At 61.0% G+C, this 14,755-nt stretch carries 13 protein-coding genes and 1 other RNA gene; 4 read left to right on the top strand and 10 right to left on the bottom strand.

The window, feature by feature from the left end; all coding sequences use genetic code 11:
• The first annotated feature begins 150 nt into the window (after positions 1-150).
• The gene (hemN, locus tag HU727_RS21965; RefSeq protein ID WP_186534082.1) at positions 151-1,533 is read left to right on the top strand and encodes an oxygen-independent coproporphyrinogen III oxidase; all 1,383 of its coding nucleotides are present in this window, start codon (positions 151-153) and stop codon (positions 1,531-1,533) included.
• On the opposite strand, the gene HU727_RS21960 is transcribed toward hemN, so the two are convergent.
• A complete protein-coding gene (locus HU727_RS21960; RefSeq protein WP_186534083.1) occupies positions 1,530-2,012 on the bottom strand; it encodes a hypothetical protein in 483 nt (160 codons plus the stop codon). The genes hemN and HU727_RS21960 overlap by 4 nt on opposite strands.
• Before the next feature lie 154 nt (positions 2,013-2,166).
• On the opposite strand from HU727_RS21960, the gene fnr reads away from it, so the two are divergent.
• Together fnr and HU727_RS21950 are read left to right on the top strand one after the other, a co-directional pair.
• Positions 2,167-2,901, top strand: a complete 735-nt coding sequence (fnr, locus tag HU727_RS21955; protein WP_186534084.1) for a fumarate/nitrate reduction transcriptional regulator Fnr — start codon at positions 2,167-2,169, stop codon at positions 2,899-2,901.
• A 75-nt stretch (positions 2,902-2,976) separates the two neighbouring features.
• Positions 2,977-3,525, top strand: coding sequence for an adenine phosphoribosyltransferase (locus HU727_RS21950; RefSeq protein ID WP_186534085.1), 549 nt, complete (start codon positions 2,977-2,979; stop codon positions 3,523-3,525).
• Between the two features lie 110 nt (positions 3,526-3,635).
• Here HU727_RS21950 and HU727_RS21945 read toward each other — a convergent pair whose 3' ends face one another.
• From HU727_RS21945 to dnaX, 5 genes are all read right to left on the bottom strand, one after another.
• Complete coding sequence (locus HU727_RS21945; protein ID WP_186534086.1) at positions 3,636-4,784, bottom strand: acyl-CoA dehydrogenase family protein; 1,149 nt, start codon at positions 4,782-4,784, stop codon at positions 3,636-3,638.
• Between the two features lie 191 nt (positions 4,785-4,975).
• Entirely contained in the window at positions 4,976-5,578 is a 603-nt protein-coding gene (recR, locus tag HU727_RS21940; protein WP_186534087.1) for a recombination mediator RecR, read from the bottom strand.
• A 66-nt stretch (positions 5,579-5,644) separates the two neighbouring features.
• Entirely contained in the window at positions 5,645-6,679 is a 1,035-nt protein-coding gene (gene curA / locus HU727_RS21935; RefSeq protein WP_186534088.1) for an NADPH-dependent curcumin/dihydrocurcumin reductase, read from the bottom strand.
• A gap of 311 nt (positions 6,680-6,990) precedes the next feature.
• On the bottom strand, positions 6,991-7,329 hold the full coding sequence (locus HU727_RS21930) for a YbaB/EbfC family nucleoid-associated protein (protein ID WP_003223337.1): 339 nt from the start codon (positions 7,327-7,329) through the stop codon (positions 6,991-6,993).
• Between the two features lie 67 nt (positions 7,330-7,396).
• Positions 7,397-9,493 (bottom strand): DNA polymerase III subunit gamma/tau, encoded by a 2,097-nt coding sequence (gene dnaX / locus HU727_RS21925; RefSeq protein WP_186534089.1) that lies wholly within the window; start codon positions 9,491-9,493, stop codon positions 7,397-7,399.
• A gap of 145 nt (positions 9,494-9,638) precedes the next feature.
• Here dnaX and HU727_RS21920 point away from each other — a divergent pair, with 145 nt between their 5' ends.
• Positions 9,639-10,388: a substrate-binding periplasmic protein gene (locus HU727_RS21920; protein WP_186534090.1), complete on the top strand. Its 750-nt coding sequence runs from the start codon at positions 9,639-9,641 to the stop codon at positions 10,386-10,388.
• A 107-nt stretch (positions 10,389-10,495) separates the two neighbouring features.
• Here the strand turns inward: HU727_RS21920 and HU727_RS21915 are convergent, their stop codons facing one another.
• From HU727_RS21915 to HU727_RS21900, 4 genes are all read right to left on the bottom strand, one after another.
• Positions 10,496-12,463: a hypothetical protein gene (locus tag HU727_RS21915; protein ID WP_186534091.1), complete on the bottom strand. Its 1,968-nt coding sequence runs from the start codon at positions 12,461-12,463 to the stop codon at positions 10,496-10,498.
• A gap of 36 nt (positions 12,464-12,499) precedes the next feature.
• A complete protein-coding gene (locus tag HU727_RS21910; RefSeq protein WP_186534092.1) occupies positions 12,500-13,000 on the bottom strand; it encodes a hypothetical protein in 501 nt (166 codons plus the stop codon).
• Positions 13,001-13,225: 225 nt separating this feature from the next.
• Positions 13,226-13,322: signal recognition particle sRNA small type (gene ffs, locus HU727_RS21905), an RNA gene on the bottom strand.
• 131 nt (positions 13,323-13,453) lie between these two features.
• Positions 13,454-14,617, bottom strand: a complete 1,164-nt coding sequence (locus HU727_RS21900) for a zinc-binding metallopeptidase family protein (RefSeq protein WP_186534093.1) — start codon at positions 14,615-14,617, stop codon at positions 13,454-13,456.
• Positions 14,618-14,755 lie beyond the last annotated feature (138 nt).

Genomic DNA, 14,755 nt, shown 5'->3' with positions numbered 1-14,755 from the left:
TATCGCTCCTGACGGAGCGTTAGTCGAGATACAAGGAGCTGCGGCACGCTGCGATCTTTTGATCTTATAGCTGTTGATGCAAATCAACATGCCCCACCGCGCCCTCCCCTAGACTCGCCACACTGCCAGCCTATCCGGGGGAATGCCCGCATGCTCGACGCCATTCGTTGGGACACCGATTTGATCCGCCGTTACGATCTGGCGGGGCCGCGCTACACCTCGTATCCAACCGCCGTGCAGTTTCATGATCAGGTCGGCACGTTCGACCTGTTCCATGCCCTGCGTGACAGCCGCAAGGCTCAGCGGCCCTTATCGCTGTACGTGCACGTGCCGTTCTGCGCGAACATTTGTTATTACTGCGCCTGCAACAAAGTCATCACCAAGGATCGCGGCCGCGCGCAGCCTTATCTGCAACGGCTGGAGCAGGAAATCCGGTTGGTCGGCTGCCACCTCGACCCGGCGCAGAAAGTCGAGCAACTGCATTTCGGCGGCGGCACGCCGACCTTTCTCAGCCACGACGAACTGCGGCAGTTGATGGCGCACCTGCGCAAGCATTTCAGTTTGCTGGACGACGACTCCGGCGATTACGGCATCGAAATCGATCCGCGCGAGGCCGACTGGTCAACCATGGGCCTGCTGCGTGAGCTGGGTTTCAACCGGGTCAGCATCGGCCTGCAAGACCTCGACCCGGCAGTGCAACGCGCGGTCAATCGCCTGCAGAGTCTGGAAGAAACCCGCGCGGTGATCGACGCGGCGCGGACTCTGCAATTTCGCTCGATCAACATCGATCTGATTTACGGTTTACCCAAGCAAACCCCGGACAATTTTTCCCGCACGGTGGAGGAAGTCATCAGCCTGCAACCCGATCGCCTTTCGGTGTTCAACTATGCGCACCTGCCGGAACGCTTCATGCCGCAGCGGCGGATCAACAGCAGTGAACTGCCGAGCCCCGCGCAAAAGCTGGAAATGCTCCAGCGCACCATCGAGCAACTGACCGCGGCCGGTTACCGCTACATCGGCATGGACCACTTCGCCCTCCCCGATGACGAATTAGCGATCGCTCAGGAAGAGCAAACGTTGCAACGCAACTTCCAGGGCTACACCACCCACGGGCATTGCGATCTGATTGGTCTGGGCGTTTCGGCGATCAGTCAGATCGGCGATTTGTATTGCCAGAACAGCAGCGATCTCAATGCCTATCAGAACGCCCTCGCCAGCGCGCAACTGGCGACGAGCCGGGGCTTGGTGTGCAACGCCGATGATCGCCTGCGCCGAGCGGTGATTCAGCAACTGATCTGCGATTTCAGTCTTGAATTCGCCGAGATCGAGCGGCTGTTCAACATTGATTTCCGGGGCTATTTCGGCGCGCTATGGCCGCAGCTGCAAGGCATGGCCGAAGATGGCCTGATCAGACTCGATCGCGAACGGATCGAGGTGTTGCCGGCCGGTCGTTTGCTGGTGCGCTCAGTGTGCATGGTGTTCGATGCGTACCTGGCGCAACAGAACCGCCAGCGCTTCTCGCGGGTGATTTAGGGCTTGGTCAGCAACGCGCCCACCTTGAGGTTCTGATCCGCGCTCAATGCCGACTGGTTCATCACCTTGGACAGGGCCAGGCTGGCTGTGATCATGCCGCTGTTCAGGGCCGCGATGGCGCCGCGCAGCGCGGCGAGCTTATTGATCCTTTCTTCGTTGGACAGGGACTTGTCGGTCATGACGGCAGCCATCCGGGCTTTCTTCTCGACTATCTCCTTTTGTATTTTGCGGATCATTTTCAGCAACTGCTGGATGTTCTCCGGCAAGCCGCTGTTGTCGATATCACTGTTCTCGCCGCCCACAGCGGCGGACTTTTCAATCGCCGCCCCGGACAGCGACACTTTGACGCCCTCGACCAAGGTCGGGGTTGCCGCGCTCGACAAATCGGCGTCGCGGTCGATCGCAGCGTCGGTGTTCGCAACCTCCGGCAATGTTGTAACGCCGCTGTTGCCGGGGCTTAGCGTGCCAATGGCGGTCATCGGATCCTTCCTTTTCTACGTGCTGATACCTGTTTATCGGCTGCGAATGCTGCGGCTTTACGTCTGCGGGACAACATCGCCGCGCGCTGGCCTGAATGTCCTTCCGTGGGTTACCCTTACAGCTTATGTGTGTTTTCCCACAAGGATTGAAGAAATGTCCGAGCCAGTCAAACAGCGCGCTCACAACCAGGCCCATTGCAAGGATTGCAGCCTGGCCCCTCTCTGCCTGCCACTTTCGCTGAATCTGGAAGACATGGATGCGCTGGACGAAATCGTTAAACGCGGTCGCCCGTTGAAAAAAGGCGAATTCCTTTTTCGCCAGGGTGACACCTTCGATTCCGTTTATGCAGTACGCTCCGGCGCCCTGAAAACCTTCAGCCTGAGCGATGCTGGCGAAGAGCAACTGACGGGGTTCCATTTGCCGAGCGAACTGGTCGGCCTGTCGGGCATGGACACCGAGAAACACCCGGTGTCCGCCCAGGCACTGGAAACCACCTCGGTCTGTGAAATCCCCTTCGAACGCCTCGATGAACTGGCCGTGCAACTGCCGCAATTGCGCCGTCAGTTGATGCGCGTGATGAGCCGCGAGATTCGTGACGACCAGCAAATGATGCTGCTGTTGTCGAAGAAAACCGCTGACGAGCGCATCGCCACGTTTCTGGTCAACCTGTCGGCGCGTTTCAGGGCGCGTGGCTTCTCGGCCAACCAGTTCCGCCTGAGCATGTCGCGCAACGAAATCGGCAACTATCTGGGCCTGGCGGTGGAAACCGTGTCGCGGGTGTTCACCCGTTTTCAGCAGAACGAACTGATCGCCGCCGAGGGCAAAGAGATTCACATCCTCGACCCGATCCAGCTCTGCGCGCTGGCGGGCGGCTCGATCGAAGGCTGATCACGACCCGCGGTTGAGCGAATCGTTTCAGCCGCGGGTATACTGCGCCGTTTGCAGCCCTGCCAGGACACCCCGATGGTCTTCGACTCCTTCGACATCAAATCCCTCATCCGTCCCGTGATCGACTTCCCCAAGCCGGGCGTGATCTTTCGCGACATCACCCCGCTGTTCCAGTCGCCGACGGCTCTGCGCCTGGTGATGGACAGCTTCGCCCATCGCTATGTCGAAGCCGACTTCACCCACATCGGCGCGATGGATGCCCGTGGCTTCCTGATCGGTTCGGTGCTGGCTTACCAGCTGAACAAGCCGCTGGTGCTGTTCCGCAAGCAAGGCAAGCTGCCGGCGGACGTGCTCGCCGAAGGCTACGCGACCGAGTACGGCGAAGCGTTTCTGGAAGTGCACGCCGACAGCCTGTGCGAAGGCGACTCGGTGGTGATGTTCGATGACCTGATCGCCACCGGCGGCACCCTGATCGCAGCGGCCAACCTGATTCGCCGCATGGGCGCCAAGGTGCATGAGGCAGCGGCGATTATTGATTTGCCGGAGCTGCAGGGCTCGCAGCGTTTGCAGGACATGGGCATTCCTACGTTTTGTCTGACGCAGTTTGCCTTGACCGATAAATAATCAGCGCCTGACAGGCCGCTTTCGCGAGCAGGCTCGCTCCCACAGGGGAATGCATTTCAACTGTGGGAGCGAGCCTGCTCGCGAAGGGGCCGGCAGCTCAACCGCAAAACTTAAAGCCCCATCTGCTTGCTGATGATTTCGTTCATCACTTCCCGCGTCCCGCCGCCGATCGACAGAATGCGGTTATCCCGATACAGCCGCTCCACCAGGCTTTCGCGCATGTAACCCAGCCCGCCGAGAATCTGCACCGCTTCGGTGGTGATGCGGTCCGAGGTGTCGGTGGCGAAGTTCTTGGCCATGGAAATTTCCTTGATCACATTTTGGCCGGCCGCCATTTTCGCTGCTTGCCTGTAAGTGAACTCCCGCGACACTTCGAGCGCGGTCGCCATCTCGGCGAGGCGATGCTTGATCACTTGAAACTTGCCGATCGGCTTGCCAAACGCTTCACGCTCGCGGGCCCATTTCAGACTTTCTTCCAGCGCCAACTGTGAAGTCATGTTGGCCATCAGCGCCAACGCCAGCCGCTCGCTCTGGAAATTGCCCATGATGCAGGCGAAGCCCATGTTCTCGGCGCCAATTAGATTCCCTACAGGCACGCGGCAATCGTCGAAGAACAATTCAGCGGTATCCGACGCCCACCAGCCCATTTTCTTCAACTGCCGGCCAACCGTGAAACCTGGCGTGCCTTTTTCGATGAGCAACAGGCTGATGCCGCCGAACCCCTGCGCCCCGGTGCGCACCGCGACGGTGTAGAAGTCGGCGCGCACGCCGCTGGTGATAAAGGTTTTGCTGCCGCTGACGCGATAACAATCGCCGTCGCGCACGGCGCGGGTCTGCAGATTGGCGACGTCTGAACCACCGCCGGGCTCGGTGACGGCCAGGGCGCTGATCTTTTCTCCACTGAGCACTTGCGGCACGACCCGATCACGCACTTCAGGGCGCGCCCATTTGACGATCGGCGGCAAACCGATATCCAGCGATCCGAGCCCTGCGACAAGCCCGCCAGAACCGCAGCGCATCAACTCCTCACTGGCGGCGACCTTGGCGAACAGATCGCCCTCATGGCTGCCACTGAGCGCCTCTGGGTAACCAATGCCGAGGATGCCGGCCGCCCCGGCTTTCAGGTACAACTCGCGGGGAAAACTTTCGGACTCTTCCCACTGTTCAATGTCCGGCAGGATCTCGCGCTCGACGAAACGTCTGACGCTGTCGCGGACCAATTGATGGCTGGGGTCGAAGTATTCCTGAAAGGCAGGCATGGGCGAGCTCCACGGAAGGGTTCGCCGACGTTAACCGAGCGCTTGCTTGGTTTTCAATACCATTGAGTGAATCAAATTGACCGAAGTGCGCCATTCGCGAGCAAGCTCGCTCCCACAGTAAATTAATGGTGTACCTGGAACCAATGTGGGAGCGAGCCTGCTCGCGAAGGCGTCCTTCAAGACGCCTGAAACTACAAGGAAATCGGCTTACGCCCGGCAAACGAATGCGCCAGCGTGCCGCCATCGACCAATTCCAGCTCGCCGCCCAGCGGCACACCGTGGGCAATCCGCGAAGCAACCAAGCCTTTGTTGCTGAGCAACTGGGCGATGTAATGCGCCGTCGCCTCGCCTTCAACGGTCGGGTTGGTCGCAAGAATGACTTCAGTAAACGTGCCGGCCTCTTCAATCCGCGCGATCAGCTGCGGAATGCCGATCGCTTCCGGGCCCAGCCCATCAAGCGGCGACAGATGCCCCTTGAGCACGAAATAGCGGCCACGGAACCCGGTCTGCTCCACCGCGTAGACATCCATCGGCCCTTCCACTACGCACAGCAGCGTGTCGTCGCGGCGCGGGTCGGCGCACTGCGGGCACAGGTCGTCTTCGGTCAGCGTCCGGCACTGACGGCAATGGCCAACACCTTCCATGGCCTGGCTCAGTGCCTGGGCCAGGCGCGTACCGCCGCTGCGGTCGCGTTCGAGCAACTGCAACGCCATGCGCTGAGCGGTTTTCTGACCCACGCCCGGCAAAGTGCGCAAAGCGTCGATCAGTTGGCGAATCAAAGGGCTGAAGCTCATGGGTAAAAAGTCCGACAACACAACGAGACGCGGTTTATACCCGCGCCTCTGGCCAGCGTCAAATACTCAGTCCTGGGCGACCCGCACCACCAGTTTGCCGAAGTTGCGCCCTTCCAGCAGACCGATAAACGCTTCGGGTGCCTGCTCCAGGCCTTCGACCACGTCCTCGCGGAACTTCACCTTGCCTTCGCGCACCCACGGCACCATGTGGCTGATGAATTCCGGCTGACGGTCGCCGTAGTCGTCGAACACGATGAAGCCCTGAATCCGTACTCGTTTGGTCAACAGCGTGCGTTGCAGCATCGGCAGGCGATCCGGGCCTTGTGGCACCTCGGAGGCGTTGTAGCCGGCAATCAGGCCGCACAGCGGAATACGCGCCTTGGGGTTGAGCAACGGCACCACGGCGTCGAACACATGACCGCCGACGTTTTCGTAATAGATGTCGATACCGTCGGGGCAGGCCTTGGCCAACTGCTCGGCAAAATCGGCGGCCTTGTGGTCGATGCACGCATCGAAGCCCAGCTCTTCGACCACGTATCTGCACTTCTCGGCACCGCCGGCCACACCGACCGCGCGCAAGCCTTTGATCTTCGCCACTTGCCCGACCACCGAGCCCACCGCACCGGAAGCTGCGGCCACCACCAGGGTTTCGCCCTCTTTCGGCTGACCGATGTCCATCAGCCCCATGTACGCGGTCATGCCCGGCATGCCCAGCACCCCGAGAGCCATCGACGGACTTGGCAGGCCGGCGGGAATTGGCATGATGTCGCGGCCGTTGCTGATGCTGTGGCTCTGCCAACCGGTGGCGCCGACCACCAGGTCGCCTTCGTGGAATTTCGGATGGTTGGAGCGCTCGACTCGGCTGACCGCGCCGCCGGTCATCACTTCGCCGATCTGTACCGGAGCGGCGTAGGAAGGCGCGTCGCTCATGCGTCCGCGCATGTACGGATCGAGGGACAGGTACAGGGTTTTCAGCAGCACCTGGCCTTCTTGCAGATCAGGCAGCGCCTCACGCTCAAGCCGGAAATTTTCTGGCGTCGGCGCGCCGGTCGGGCGCGAGGCGAGGACGAAGCGTTGATTGAGAGTGAGAGGGTCGGACATGTCAGCGTCTCCTGTGAATGGGGAATTCAGTGGTATAGGGAGCAGACCTTTCCAGCGGTGGTGTGTTCGATGTTTCTTCAGGCGCACCGAGTCGACCTCTTCGCGAGCAAGCTCGCTCCCACTGATCGTTCCCACGCTCCGCGTGGGAATGCAGCCCGGGACGCTCCGCGTCCCAATCGCAAGCTGGAACGCGGAGCGTCCCTAGAGGCATTCCCACGCAGAGCATGGGAACGATCAGCGTCGCACAGAAACAAAAATGCCAGGCGCTATGCCTGGCATTTTGTTTAGCTCATCTGCCGCCGCAAGGCGAATCAGAATGGCAGTTTCATACCGGCCGGCAGGTTCATGCCAGCGGTCATGCTGCCCATTTTTTCCTGGCTGTTGGCTTCGATCTTGCGCACGGCGTCATTGACGGCGGCGGCAACCACGGCTTCCAGCATCTCTTTGTCGTCTTCGCTCAGGCCTTCAACCAGGCTTGGGTCGATGCTGACGCTCTTGACGTCATGACGACCGGTCATCACCACGGTGACCATATCGCCGCCGGCCTTGCCGGTGACTTCGGCGTTGGCCAGTTCTTCCTGCATCTTGGCCATTTTTTCCTGCATCTGCTGCGCCTGCTTCATCAGGCCGGCCATGCCACCTTTCATCATGGTAATCACCTCAAAAGTACTTGGATCAAAACAGCGCCCGGCCATCAAGGCCCGGCGCCCTCAGTTATTAGCCTTGGGTGACCAAGGCGTCGACAGGTTCAATAGTATCGTGTCGCACCACCGCGCCGAACTGCTGAACCATCTGCTGGATGAACGGATCGCCGTGGATCGACTCCTCCGCCTCCCGCTGACGATTGGCGCGACGGCGCGATGCCGCCTGTGCGGGGGTTTCCTGCTCGGGCTTGATCAGCTCGATGGTCAGGGTCAGCGTACGTCCGTGGAACTGGTTCAGCGCATCGTTCAAACGACGCTGTTGCGTGGCGTTGAACAGAGCGCTGTGCGCCGGATCGAGGTGCATCAACCAATGGTCGCCATCGACCGCGATCAGGGTGCAGTTGGCCGCGATGCTGCCGGTCATGCCGGAAATCGGCAGTTTCGGGAACAGCTCCAGCCATTGCAAGGCGAGCCCCGTGGCTGGCGCGGCGGCGGGTTCCGGCTCGGGCTCAGGCGCGGGCTCGGCGGCGTGTTCGCTGGCCAGTTCGTCGAGGTAGCTGTAAGCCGAATCCATGTCCGGCTCGATGTAATCCTCGTCCAGCGGCGGCTCATCGTCCATGTCCATGCCCGGCGTGGCGGCATCGACATCAGCGACTGACGGCTCGGGAGTCGGCGCAGCGGCCCACTCTGGAGCATCCGGCACGACACTGTCCGGGGTCGGCAGCGGCATCGGCGGCAGTTCAGGCTGCTCGGCGGCGGTTTCCAGCACCGGTTCGACGGCAGGTTGCTGCGCCGGTTCAGGTTCGGGCTCGACCGGGTCGTTCCATGGCAGATCGACGACGGCTTCAACCGCGACTGGCTCGGGTTCAGGCACAGGTTCTGGCTGTGGCTCAGCAACGGGAGCAATCGGCGCGGGTTCGGCAATGGACACTGACGCAGGCGCGACGACCGGCGCCGGGGTCGGTGCTACCGCCGCAGCGACCACCGGCGCAGGCTTGGTCGCGGCAGCCACGGAGTTTGCGGAATCAACTGTGGCCTGGCTGATCCCCACTGGCTTTAGCGGTTGCCTCGGGGCGTCCGCCGTATCGGCGGGCCTGAAGGCGAGCATCCGCAACAGGACCATTTCGAAACCACCGCGCGGGTCCGGGGCCAGCGGCAAATCGCGGCGACCGATCAGGCCCATCTGGTAATAGAACTGCACGTCTTCGGCCGGCAATGCCTGCGCCAGAGCCAACACGCGATCGCGGTCACCGTGGCCATTGTCGACACCTTCCGGCAGCGCCTGGGCGATGGCAACACGGTGCAGCACGTTAAGAATTTCCGAGAGCACGCCGTTCCAGTCCGGCCCCTGCTCCGCCAGGTGACGCACGCCTTCGAGCAACGCCCGGGCGTCGCCATCGATCAGCGAGTGCAGCACGTCATAGACCTGACCGTGATCGAGCGTGCCGAGCATCGCCCGCACGTCGGTGGCCAGAACCTTGCCTTCACCGAATGCGATGGCCTGATCGGTCAGGCTCATGGCGTCACGCATCGAGCCGTCAGCGGCGCGACCGAGCAGCCACAGGGCGTCGTCTTCGAACGGCACGTTTTCGGCGGTCAGCACGTGGGTCAAGTGCTCGACCACGCGCTCCGGCGTCATGTTCTTGAGGGAGAACTGCAGGCAGCGCGAGAGAATCGTTGCCGGAAGTTTCTGCGGATCGGTGGTCGCCAGGATGAACTTGACGTAGGGCGGCGGCTCTTCGAGGGTTTTCAGCAGCGCATTGAAGGAATGGCTGGACAGCATGTGCACTTCGTCGATCAGGTAAACCTTGAAGCGCCCGCGGCTTGGGGCGTATTGCACGTTATCGAGCAGCTCGCGGGTGTCTTCGACCTTGGTGCGGCTCGCGGCGTCGATCTCGATCAGGTCGACGAAACGGCCTTCATCGATTTCACGGCACACCGAACATTCGCCGCAGGGGCTCGAAGTGATACCTGTCTCACAGTTCAGGCATTTGGCAATGATCCGCGCAATCGTGGTTTTACCCACCCCGCGCGTACCGGTGAACAGGTACGCATGGTGCAGCCGCTGGCTGTCCAAGGCATTGATCAGAGCCTTGAGCACATGGGTCTGGCCGACCATTTCGCGGAACGAGCGCGGACGCCATTTACGTGCAAGAACCTGATAACTCATCGAAAACCGTCGCAACGAAGGAAGCTGAAGCGGCTAATGCTAGCGGAGCAAGGGCAAAATTGCATCCGGTGTCCTCGTCTAATATGGCTAAGCTGCATCAGCAGAGGCTTTTATCGGCTCGGGATCGGGAATTACCGGAGCGTTTATGCGTTGGGCCCTGGGGGCACTGCTGGTCATCAGCCTGAGCGTGGCGGCGTCGGAGCCCGCGCTGCGCTTCGCCGTGCCCGACAGCTGGTCCATGCCGATGGCGCAGATTGAACGCGGCAAGCCGACCCAGGGAATACTGCACGACATCCTGATCAGCCTGGCCACCCAGGTCGGCGCTCCTGCGCAATTCCTCGTTGTGCCCCGCGCGCGCGTACAGAGTGCCATGGAGCGCGGCGAAATCGACGTGCGCTGCTATGCCGCACAATCGTGGCTGCCGAACCAGTCGGGCGATTACATCTGGAGCGTGCCGCTGTGGTTTCAGCGCGACCTGCTGGTCAGCCGCACGGAATCACCCGCGCGCCTCAATCCGGCGCACCTGCCGCGCCAGGCCATCGGCACCGTCCTCGGTTACAGCTACCCCACCCTGCAACCGCTGTTCGACGCCGACCAGTTGCAACGAGAGGACGCGCGCAATCAGGAACAAGTGCTGGAAAAACTGCTGGCCGGTCGATATCGCTATGCGGTGAGCAATCAGTGGACGCTGGACTGGATCAACCAGCGCCTGCTGCCGGAGCAGCAGTTGCAAGCGGTCGCGGTGTTGCAGGAGCAAACTATCGGCTGCTACGTGAGGAACGATCCGAAAGTGCCGGTACAACGGATCTTGCGGACACTGCTGCGGATGAAAATGTCCGGCGAGATAGACGAGATAATCCGGCTCTACACCGGCGCCTCTTCAACCACGCCCTAACCGCCTGTGGGAGCGAGCCTGCTCGCGAAAGCGGTATGTCAGGCGACACAGTTGTTGAACACGCCGACGCCTTCGCGAGCAGGCTCGCTCCCACAGGGGTGGCCGGGTCAATAACCGTGCGACTCGCGGAATTTCGGCTCCCGGCTGTGGTGATAATCGATCCATTCCACCACGTCGTAAGGCAGATAAAGCTGCTGCCTGGCGCGGGACACGGCGATGTACACAGCGCAGATTCGCTGATCGAATGCGTAGGCGTCCTTGAATTTTTCGTTGCTGAGCAATGTCCGCGTCAACAGCACTCGCCTGAACTCCATCCCGCCGGCCTGCTCGGCCATCATCAACAGACAGGCTTCACCCGGTGCGGTGATCCGCTGGTTCAGTCGGGTCAGGTCGGCAATCATGAAGCCGTTTTGCAATTGCGCTTCGATCCACAAAAAGGCTTCATCGAACGGGTTGGCGTCACGCACCTGTTGCCAGTCGGCCATGTCGCTGAAATACGGATGCGGTCCTTTTTCGCTGGACCCGGCGTTGTAGAAGTCACGCCGGAACAGCTCGATGGCGGTCGTCATGAAATGCTTGATATCGTCCTGTGCCTGCTTGTCGGGGAAACTGAACGCGCAGTTGGAATCGTGCAGGTGGATGGCCCACATCATCGTGTCCCAGGGTGAGGCGGTCAGGACCACGCAGCCCTCGGGCGGCACGAAGGCTTCGGGGTAGTACTCGATATCGACGTCCGCATGACGAGCGCCCTCGAACGGTACTTTGCTCTTGTGCGTATGGCGCGAGATGAGCGGGTTGACCAACCGCTCGACATTGCGGCCCGAGCGCACGGAATAGCAGATATCACTCTGCCGGACTTCACGGTTGCGTTTGAGCGGCTCGCCGGTGGCCTGCTGATACTCATCGCCAAGGGTGATCAGCACCTGACGCCCGCGCTCGATGATTTGCAGCAGCGACGCCGGCACGTCCTGGCTTTCATCGATGATCACATGCGTGTAGCGCGGCGGTACGCGGCAACCCGCCAGACTGGCGCGCTTGATCATCACCAACGTCGGGAAACCGGTCTGGCTGGCCCAGGCCGGATTGTGCTCCAGATAAACCCACAGGCGACTTGAATACTCCAGCAGCGCTTGCGAGTCCATGCCGGTCAAAGGTTGCTGGAAATGCGGCAGGTGCCTGGCGGACAGCGTGTGATCTCTTGAGGCGCAATAGAGCTCCAGCACGCGCAGACAGACTTCGAGAGTGCCTTGGCCGTCGTGGTGCCGGAAACCGAAAATATTCAGTTCCTGCGCCAGCGCCTGCCTGCTCGGGATCCTCGCTGGCGTCCTGGCCATTTGCAGCCGGGGCCCAAGCAATTGGGACTGGGCAAAGTCGAAAAACGTCTGGCCTATTTCAGTGTCGTGCACTTGCACGATGTGCTTGCGCAAGGTCTCCAGCTTCGCCGGGGTACGCGCCAGCACCAGGGTCCGCTTAGAGCGCAGGCATTCAATCAGAGCACTGAGCATGTAGCTCTTGCCGATGCCCGCATAGCCCTGAACATGCAGGTCTTCGTCCAGATTGGCTCGAAAGGTTCTGAGCAGTTTGTCCTGCGCGGCGCTCAACCAGTGCTCACGCTCACGGGGCGTGACCATTTGCTGGCTGAACGGGTTGTTCTGTTGCTGGTGCCGAATCTTGTAGTCCACATCCCACTGCCCGCCGGGCAACAGATATTCGCGGGCGGTGATTTCATCGGCCATGAGAAACCGCAGGTTCAGGCCTTTCATCGCATTGAGCCCGAAATACAACTTGCGCGAATCGAACAGACGCCGTGCCTCTGAAACCAGTCCAGCCGATCCTTCGCGCCGCGAGGTGACGGACCAATCGATGAGCCTGGCGAGAATCTTCTCCGCCGCGCTGGCGCTCAGATCGTTTTCCGTGGCCTGGGCCAGGTTCTGAATGACCAACACCGCCGCCAGTTCCGGATCGGTCAGATTGCCCAGTGCAGCGTCGCCATCGGGCTGCAACAACGCCGTACAGGCGTCATGGGTGACGGGCAAAAAGACCGGTGTGGCCAAATCAAAATGTTCCGGGTGCATACAACCTCGCCGTCTGGGCTTTGACACATCACCAGATCAGTCCTGGTCATTCTCGTTGTGCATTTGATGTGAGCGCGGCAAGTATCCCTCACTGCCGGGCTCGGGATTGATACGAAGCTCGAAAGAGTAGTCGCCCAGCGTTCCCGACATGCCGCGTCGGTCTGCGCCGCGAGTCACCGCCCCTGCGTCAATCTGCGCCTGCACTTCGTAAATGGCCATCTCGAGCAGTTTGCGCAGGTGTTCAGGGCTTTGCGCCGTGGCTTGCAGTTGCAGGTCGTACTTGCCGACCACCGAGGCCGATTCGCGTTCGACGATGGCGGGTTGCGGCTCCACCGGGTCCGGCTGCTCGGCCTCTTCATCCGCGTTGAACGCGGTCGATGCCGCCAGAATCGCGGCGTGCTCGTCATCCATGAGGTCAAGCACTCGCGACAACTCCAGCGTGCGCTCGGGCTGATCCTGCATTTGCGCTTTGACTTCCAGACGGCGTAACTGCCATTCGCGCAGTTTTTCCCGGGTCAGATCGTCAATTTCGCCCACGTGCCTTACCTCTCGATACCAGGCGAGGGAGTATGCCACTGTTCAGCTTCGACAGCCGAACGGGCATCGGGACGCGGCAGCAAAACGACAAATGATCCACTGCCGATTTACGCGCGGTTGATGGCGAATCAACGTCCGAGGCCAAATCACAGGCATAAAAAAACCGCAGTAGGCGAAACCCATGCAGTTCTGTCTGAAGCCGTCGATTGTTCGTTAAGGTGGTGCCCCCACCAGCCACACCCCGGCACACAATGTTCCCGCTGTGGCTGCTTCCTTCCGGATCTGACCAGGTTCACGGGTAATCGTTGCGGGGGGACCGATGGGGTCACCATAACGACGCTTGCCTGTCGGCGAGCCGCGCCATTGTACCTATCTGAGGTGAAGTTACAACCGTTGGTTGCAGATAAAAAACCTGAGCGGCTTCAAGGACATAAACATCGCAGCCTGCGGCAGCTACAGAGCCAGCACTTCATCCGCCCTGCCCCCCGCCTGCTGGATCACCAGATGAATGAAGTGCAGCTTGGCGATCGCCGGTGCGGGCAGTACGAACGGGTAGAAATCCGGCTGGCCCATGCTGCGTGACAGCTCGTTGAGCATGCCGGCCAGTTCGATCCACGCGTTGACGAATGACAGGAACGCGGTACCGCCAGGATGCTCGGGGTCATACAGGGTGCTGGTCGGAAACGGCTGATAGTCGAAGTCCATTTCTCGCGCGCTCATGCCGAAGCCCAGCGCGGTATCCACCGCATCCATCATGTGCAGGTAATGCGCCCAGGTTTCTGCCCAGTCTTCCCACGGGTGCATGGTTGCGTAGGCGCTGACGTAATGCTGAGGCCAGTCCAGTGGCGCACCTTGTTGATAGTGACGGTCCAGCGCCTCGGAATAACTGGCGCGTTCATCACCGAACAGGTTACGGAACGCACCGAGCCACGGGCGGTTGGCGATCAGTCGATCCCAATAATAATGACCGACCTCATGGCGAAAATGACCAAGCAGCGTGCGATAGGGTTCGTGCATCTGCGCCCTGACCTGCTCGCGATGAGCGTCGTCGGCCTCCTTGATGTCGAGGGTGATCAGGCCGTTGGCGTGGCCGGTCATGGGCGCGTTGCCTTGCAGGTCGACGCCGATAAAATCGAAAGCCAGTCCGGTTTCTTCGTCCACGGTTTTCGGGATGACCGACAAACCGAGGGTGATCAGTTGCGCGACCAGTCGGCGCTTGGCGATTTCGACCTTGCGCCAGCGTTCAGGATTTTCCGGAACGGACAGATCGGGGATGGTGCGGTTGAGGCTGCAGGCGATGCACAAGGTGTCGTGATCGTTGGCCGGCAGCAGCCAGTTGCATGCGGCGGGCATGTCGAGATTGGCGCAGCGGCGGAACAGGCCGGCGTCAGGATCGACGTCAAGTGTCCAGGTGCCCTCTTCCGGCCCCGGATGCAGCGAGGTCAGGCGACTTTCTTCGGGCTGGTAGCCGAGCAAGGCGTTACAGGCCAGGCACTGACTGTTGCGAAAGAACAGCGACTGGCCGCAACGGCACGGCCAGACTTTGCTGTTGCGCGAGGATCCGGCCACGAACGGCGCGATGATGCGGGAACTGAGCTGCTCGAAAAAGCGATGCATGGCGATCTCTCCCTGGGACTGGCCAAGACTAGATCATCCTGGCGCGGAGATCGTTCCCGCGCCTTTGTACAGATGATCGTTCCCACGCTCCGCGTGGTAACGCATCCCGTGACGCTCTGCGTCACCCTGGACGCGGAG

Source organism: Pseudomonas khorasanensis (genome assembly GCF_014268505.2).
Classification (GTDB): Bacteria; Pseudomonadota; Gammaproteobacteria; order Pseudomonadales; family Pseudomonadaceae; genus Aquipseudomonas; species Aquipseudomonas khorasanensis.
This window is presented reverse-complemented; position numbering and strand designations above follow the sequence as displayed.

Excerpts from the sequence above, each read along its gene's own strand:
- HU727_RS21945 (WP_186534086.1), bottom strand. The coding sequence starts at position 4,784 with ATGCCTGCCTTTCAGGAATACTTCGACCCCAGCCATCAATTGGTCCGC.
- HU727_RS21900 (WP_186534093.1), bottom strand. The coding sequence starts at position 14,617 with ATGCATCGCTTTTTCGAGCAGCTCAGTTCCCGCATCATCGCGCCGTTC.
- fnr (WP_186534084.1), top strand. The coding sequence starts at position 2,167 with ATGTCCGAGCCAGTCAAACAGCGCGCTCACAACCAGGCCCATTGCAAG.
- HU727_RS21915 (WP_186534091.1), bottom strand. The coding sequence starts at position 12,463 with ATGCACCCGGAACATTTTGATTTGGCCACACCGGTCTTTTTGCCCGTC.
- HU727_RS21960 (WP_186534083.1), bottom strand. The coding sequence starts at position 2,012 with ATGACCGCCATTGGCACGCTAAGCCCCGGCAACAGCGGCGTTACAACA.
- HU727_RS21930 (WP_003223337.1), bottom strand. The coding sequence starts at position 7,329 with ATGATGAAAGGTGGCATGGCCGGCCTGATGAAGCAGGCGCAGCAGATG.
- recR (WP_186534087.1), bottom strand. The coding sequence starts at position 5,578 with ATGAGCTTCAGCCCTTTGATTCGCCAACTGATCGACGCTTTGCGCACT.
- HU727_RS21950 (WP_186534085.1), top strand. The coding sequence starts at position 2,977 with ATGGTCTTCGACTCCTTCGACATCAAATCCCTCATCCGTCCCGTGATC.
- HU727_RS21920 (WP_186534090.1), top strand. The coding sequence starts at position 9,639 with ATGCGTTGGGCCCTGGGGGCACTGCTGGTCATCAGCCTGAGCGTGGCG.
- hemN (WP_186534082.1), top strand. The coding sequence starts at position 151 with ATGCTCGACGCCATTCGTTGGGACACCGATTTGATCCGCCGTTACGAT.
- dnaX (WP_186534089.1), bottom strand. The coding sequence starts at position 9,493 with ATGAGTTATCAGGTTCTTGCACGTAAATGGCGTCCGCGCTCGTTCCGC.
- curA (WP_186534088.1), bottom strand. The coding sequence starts at position 6,679 with ATGTCCGACCCTCTCACTCTCAATCAACGCTTCGTCCTCGCCTCGCGC.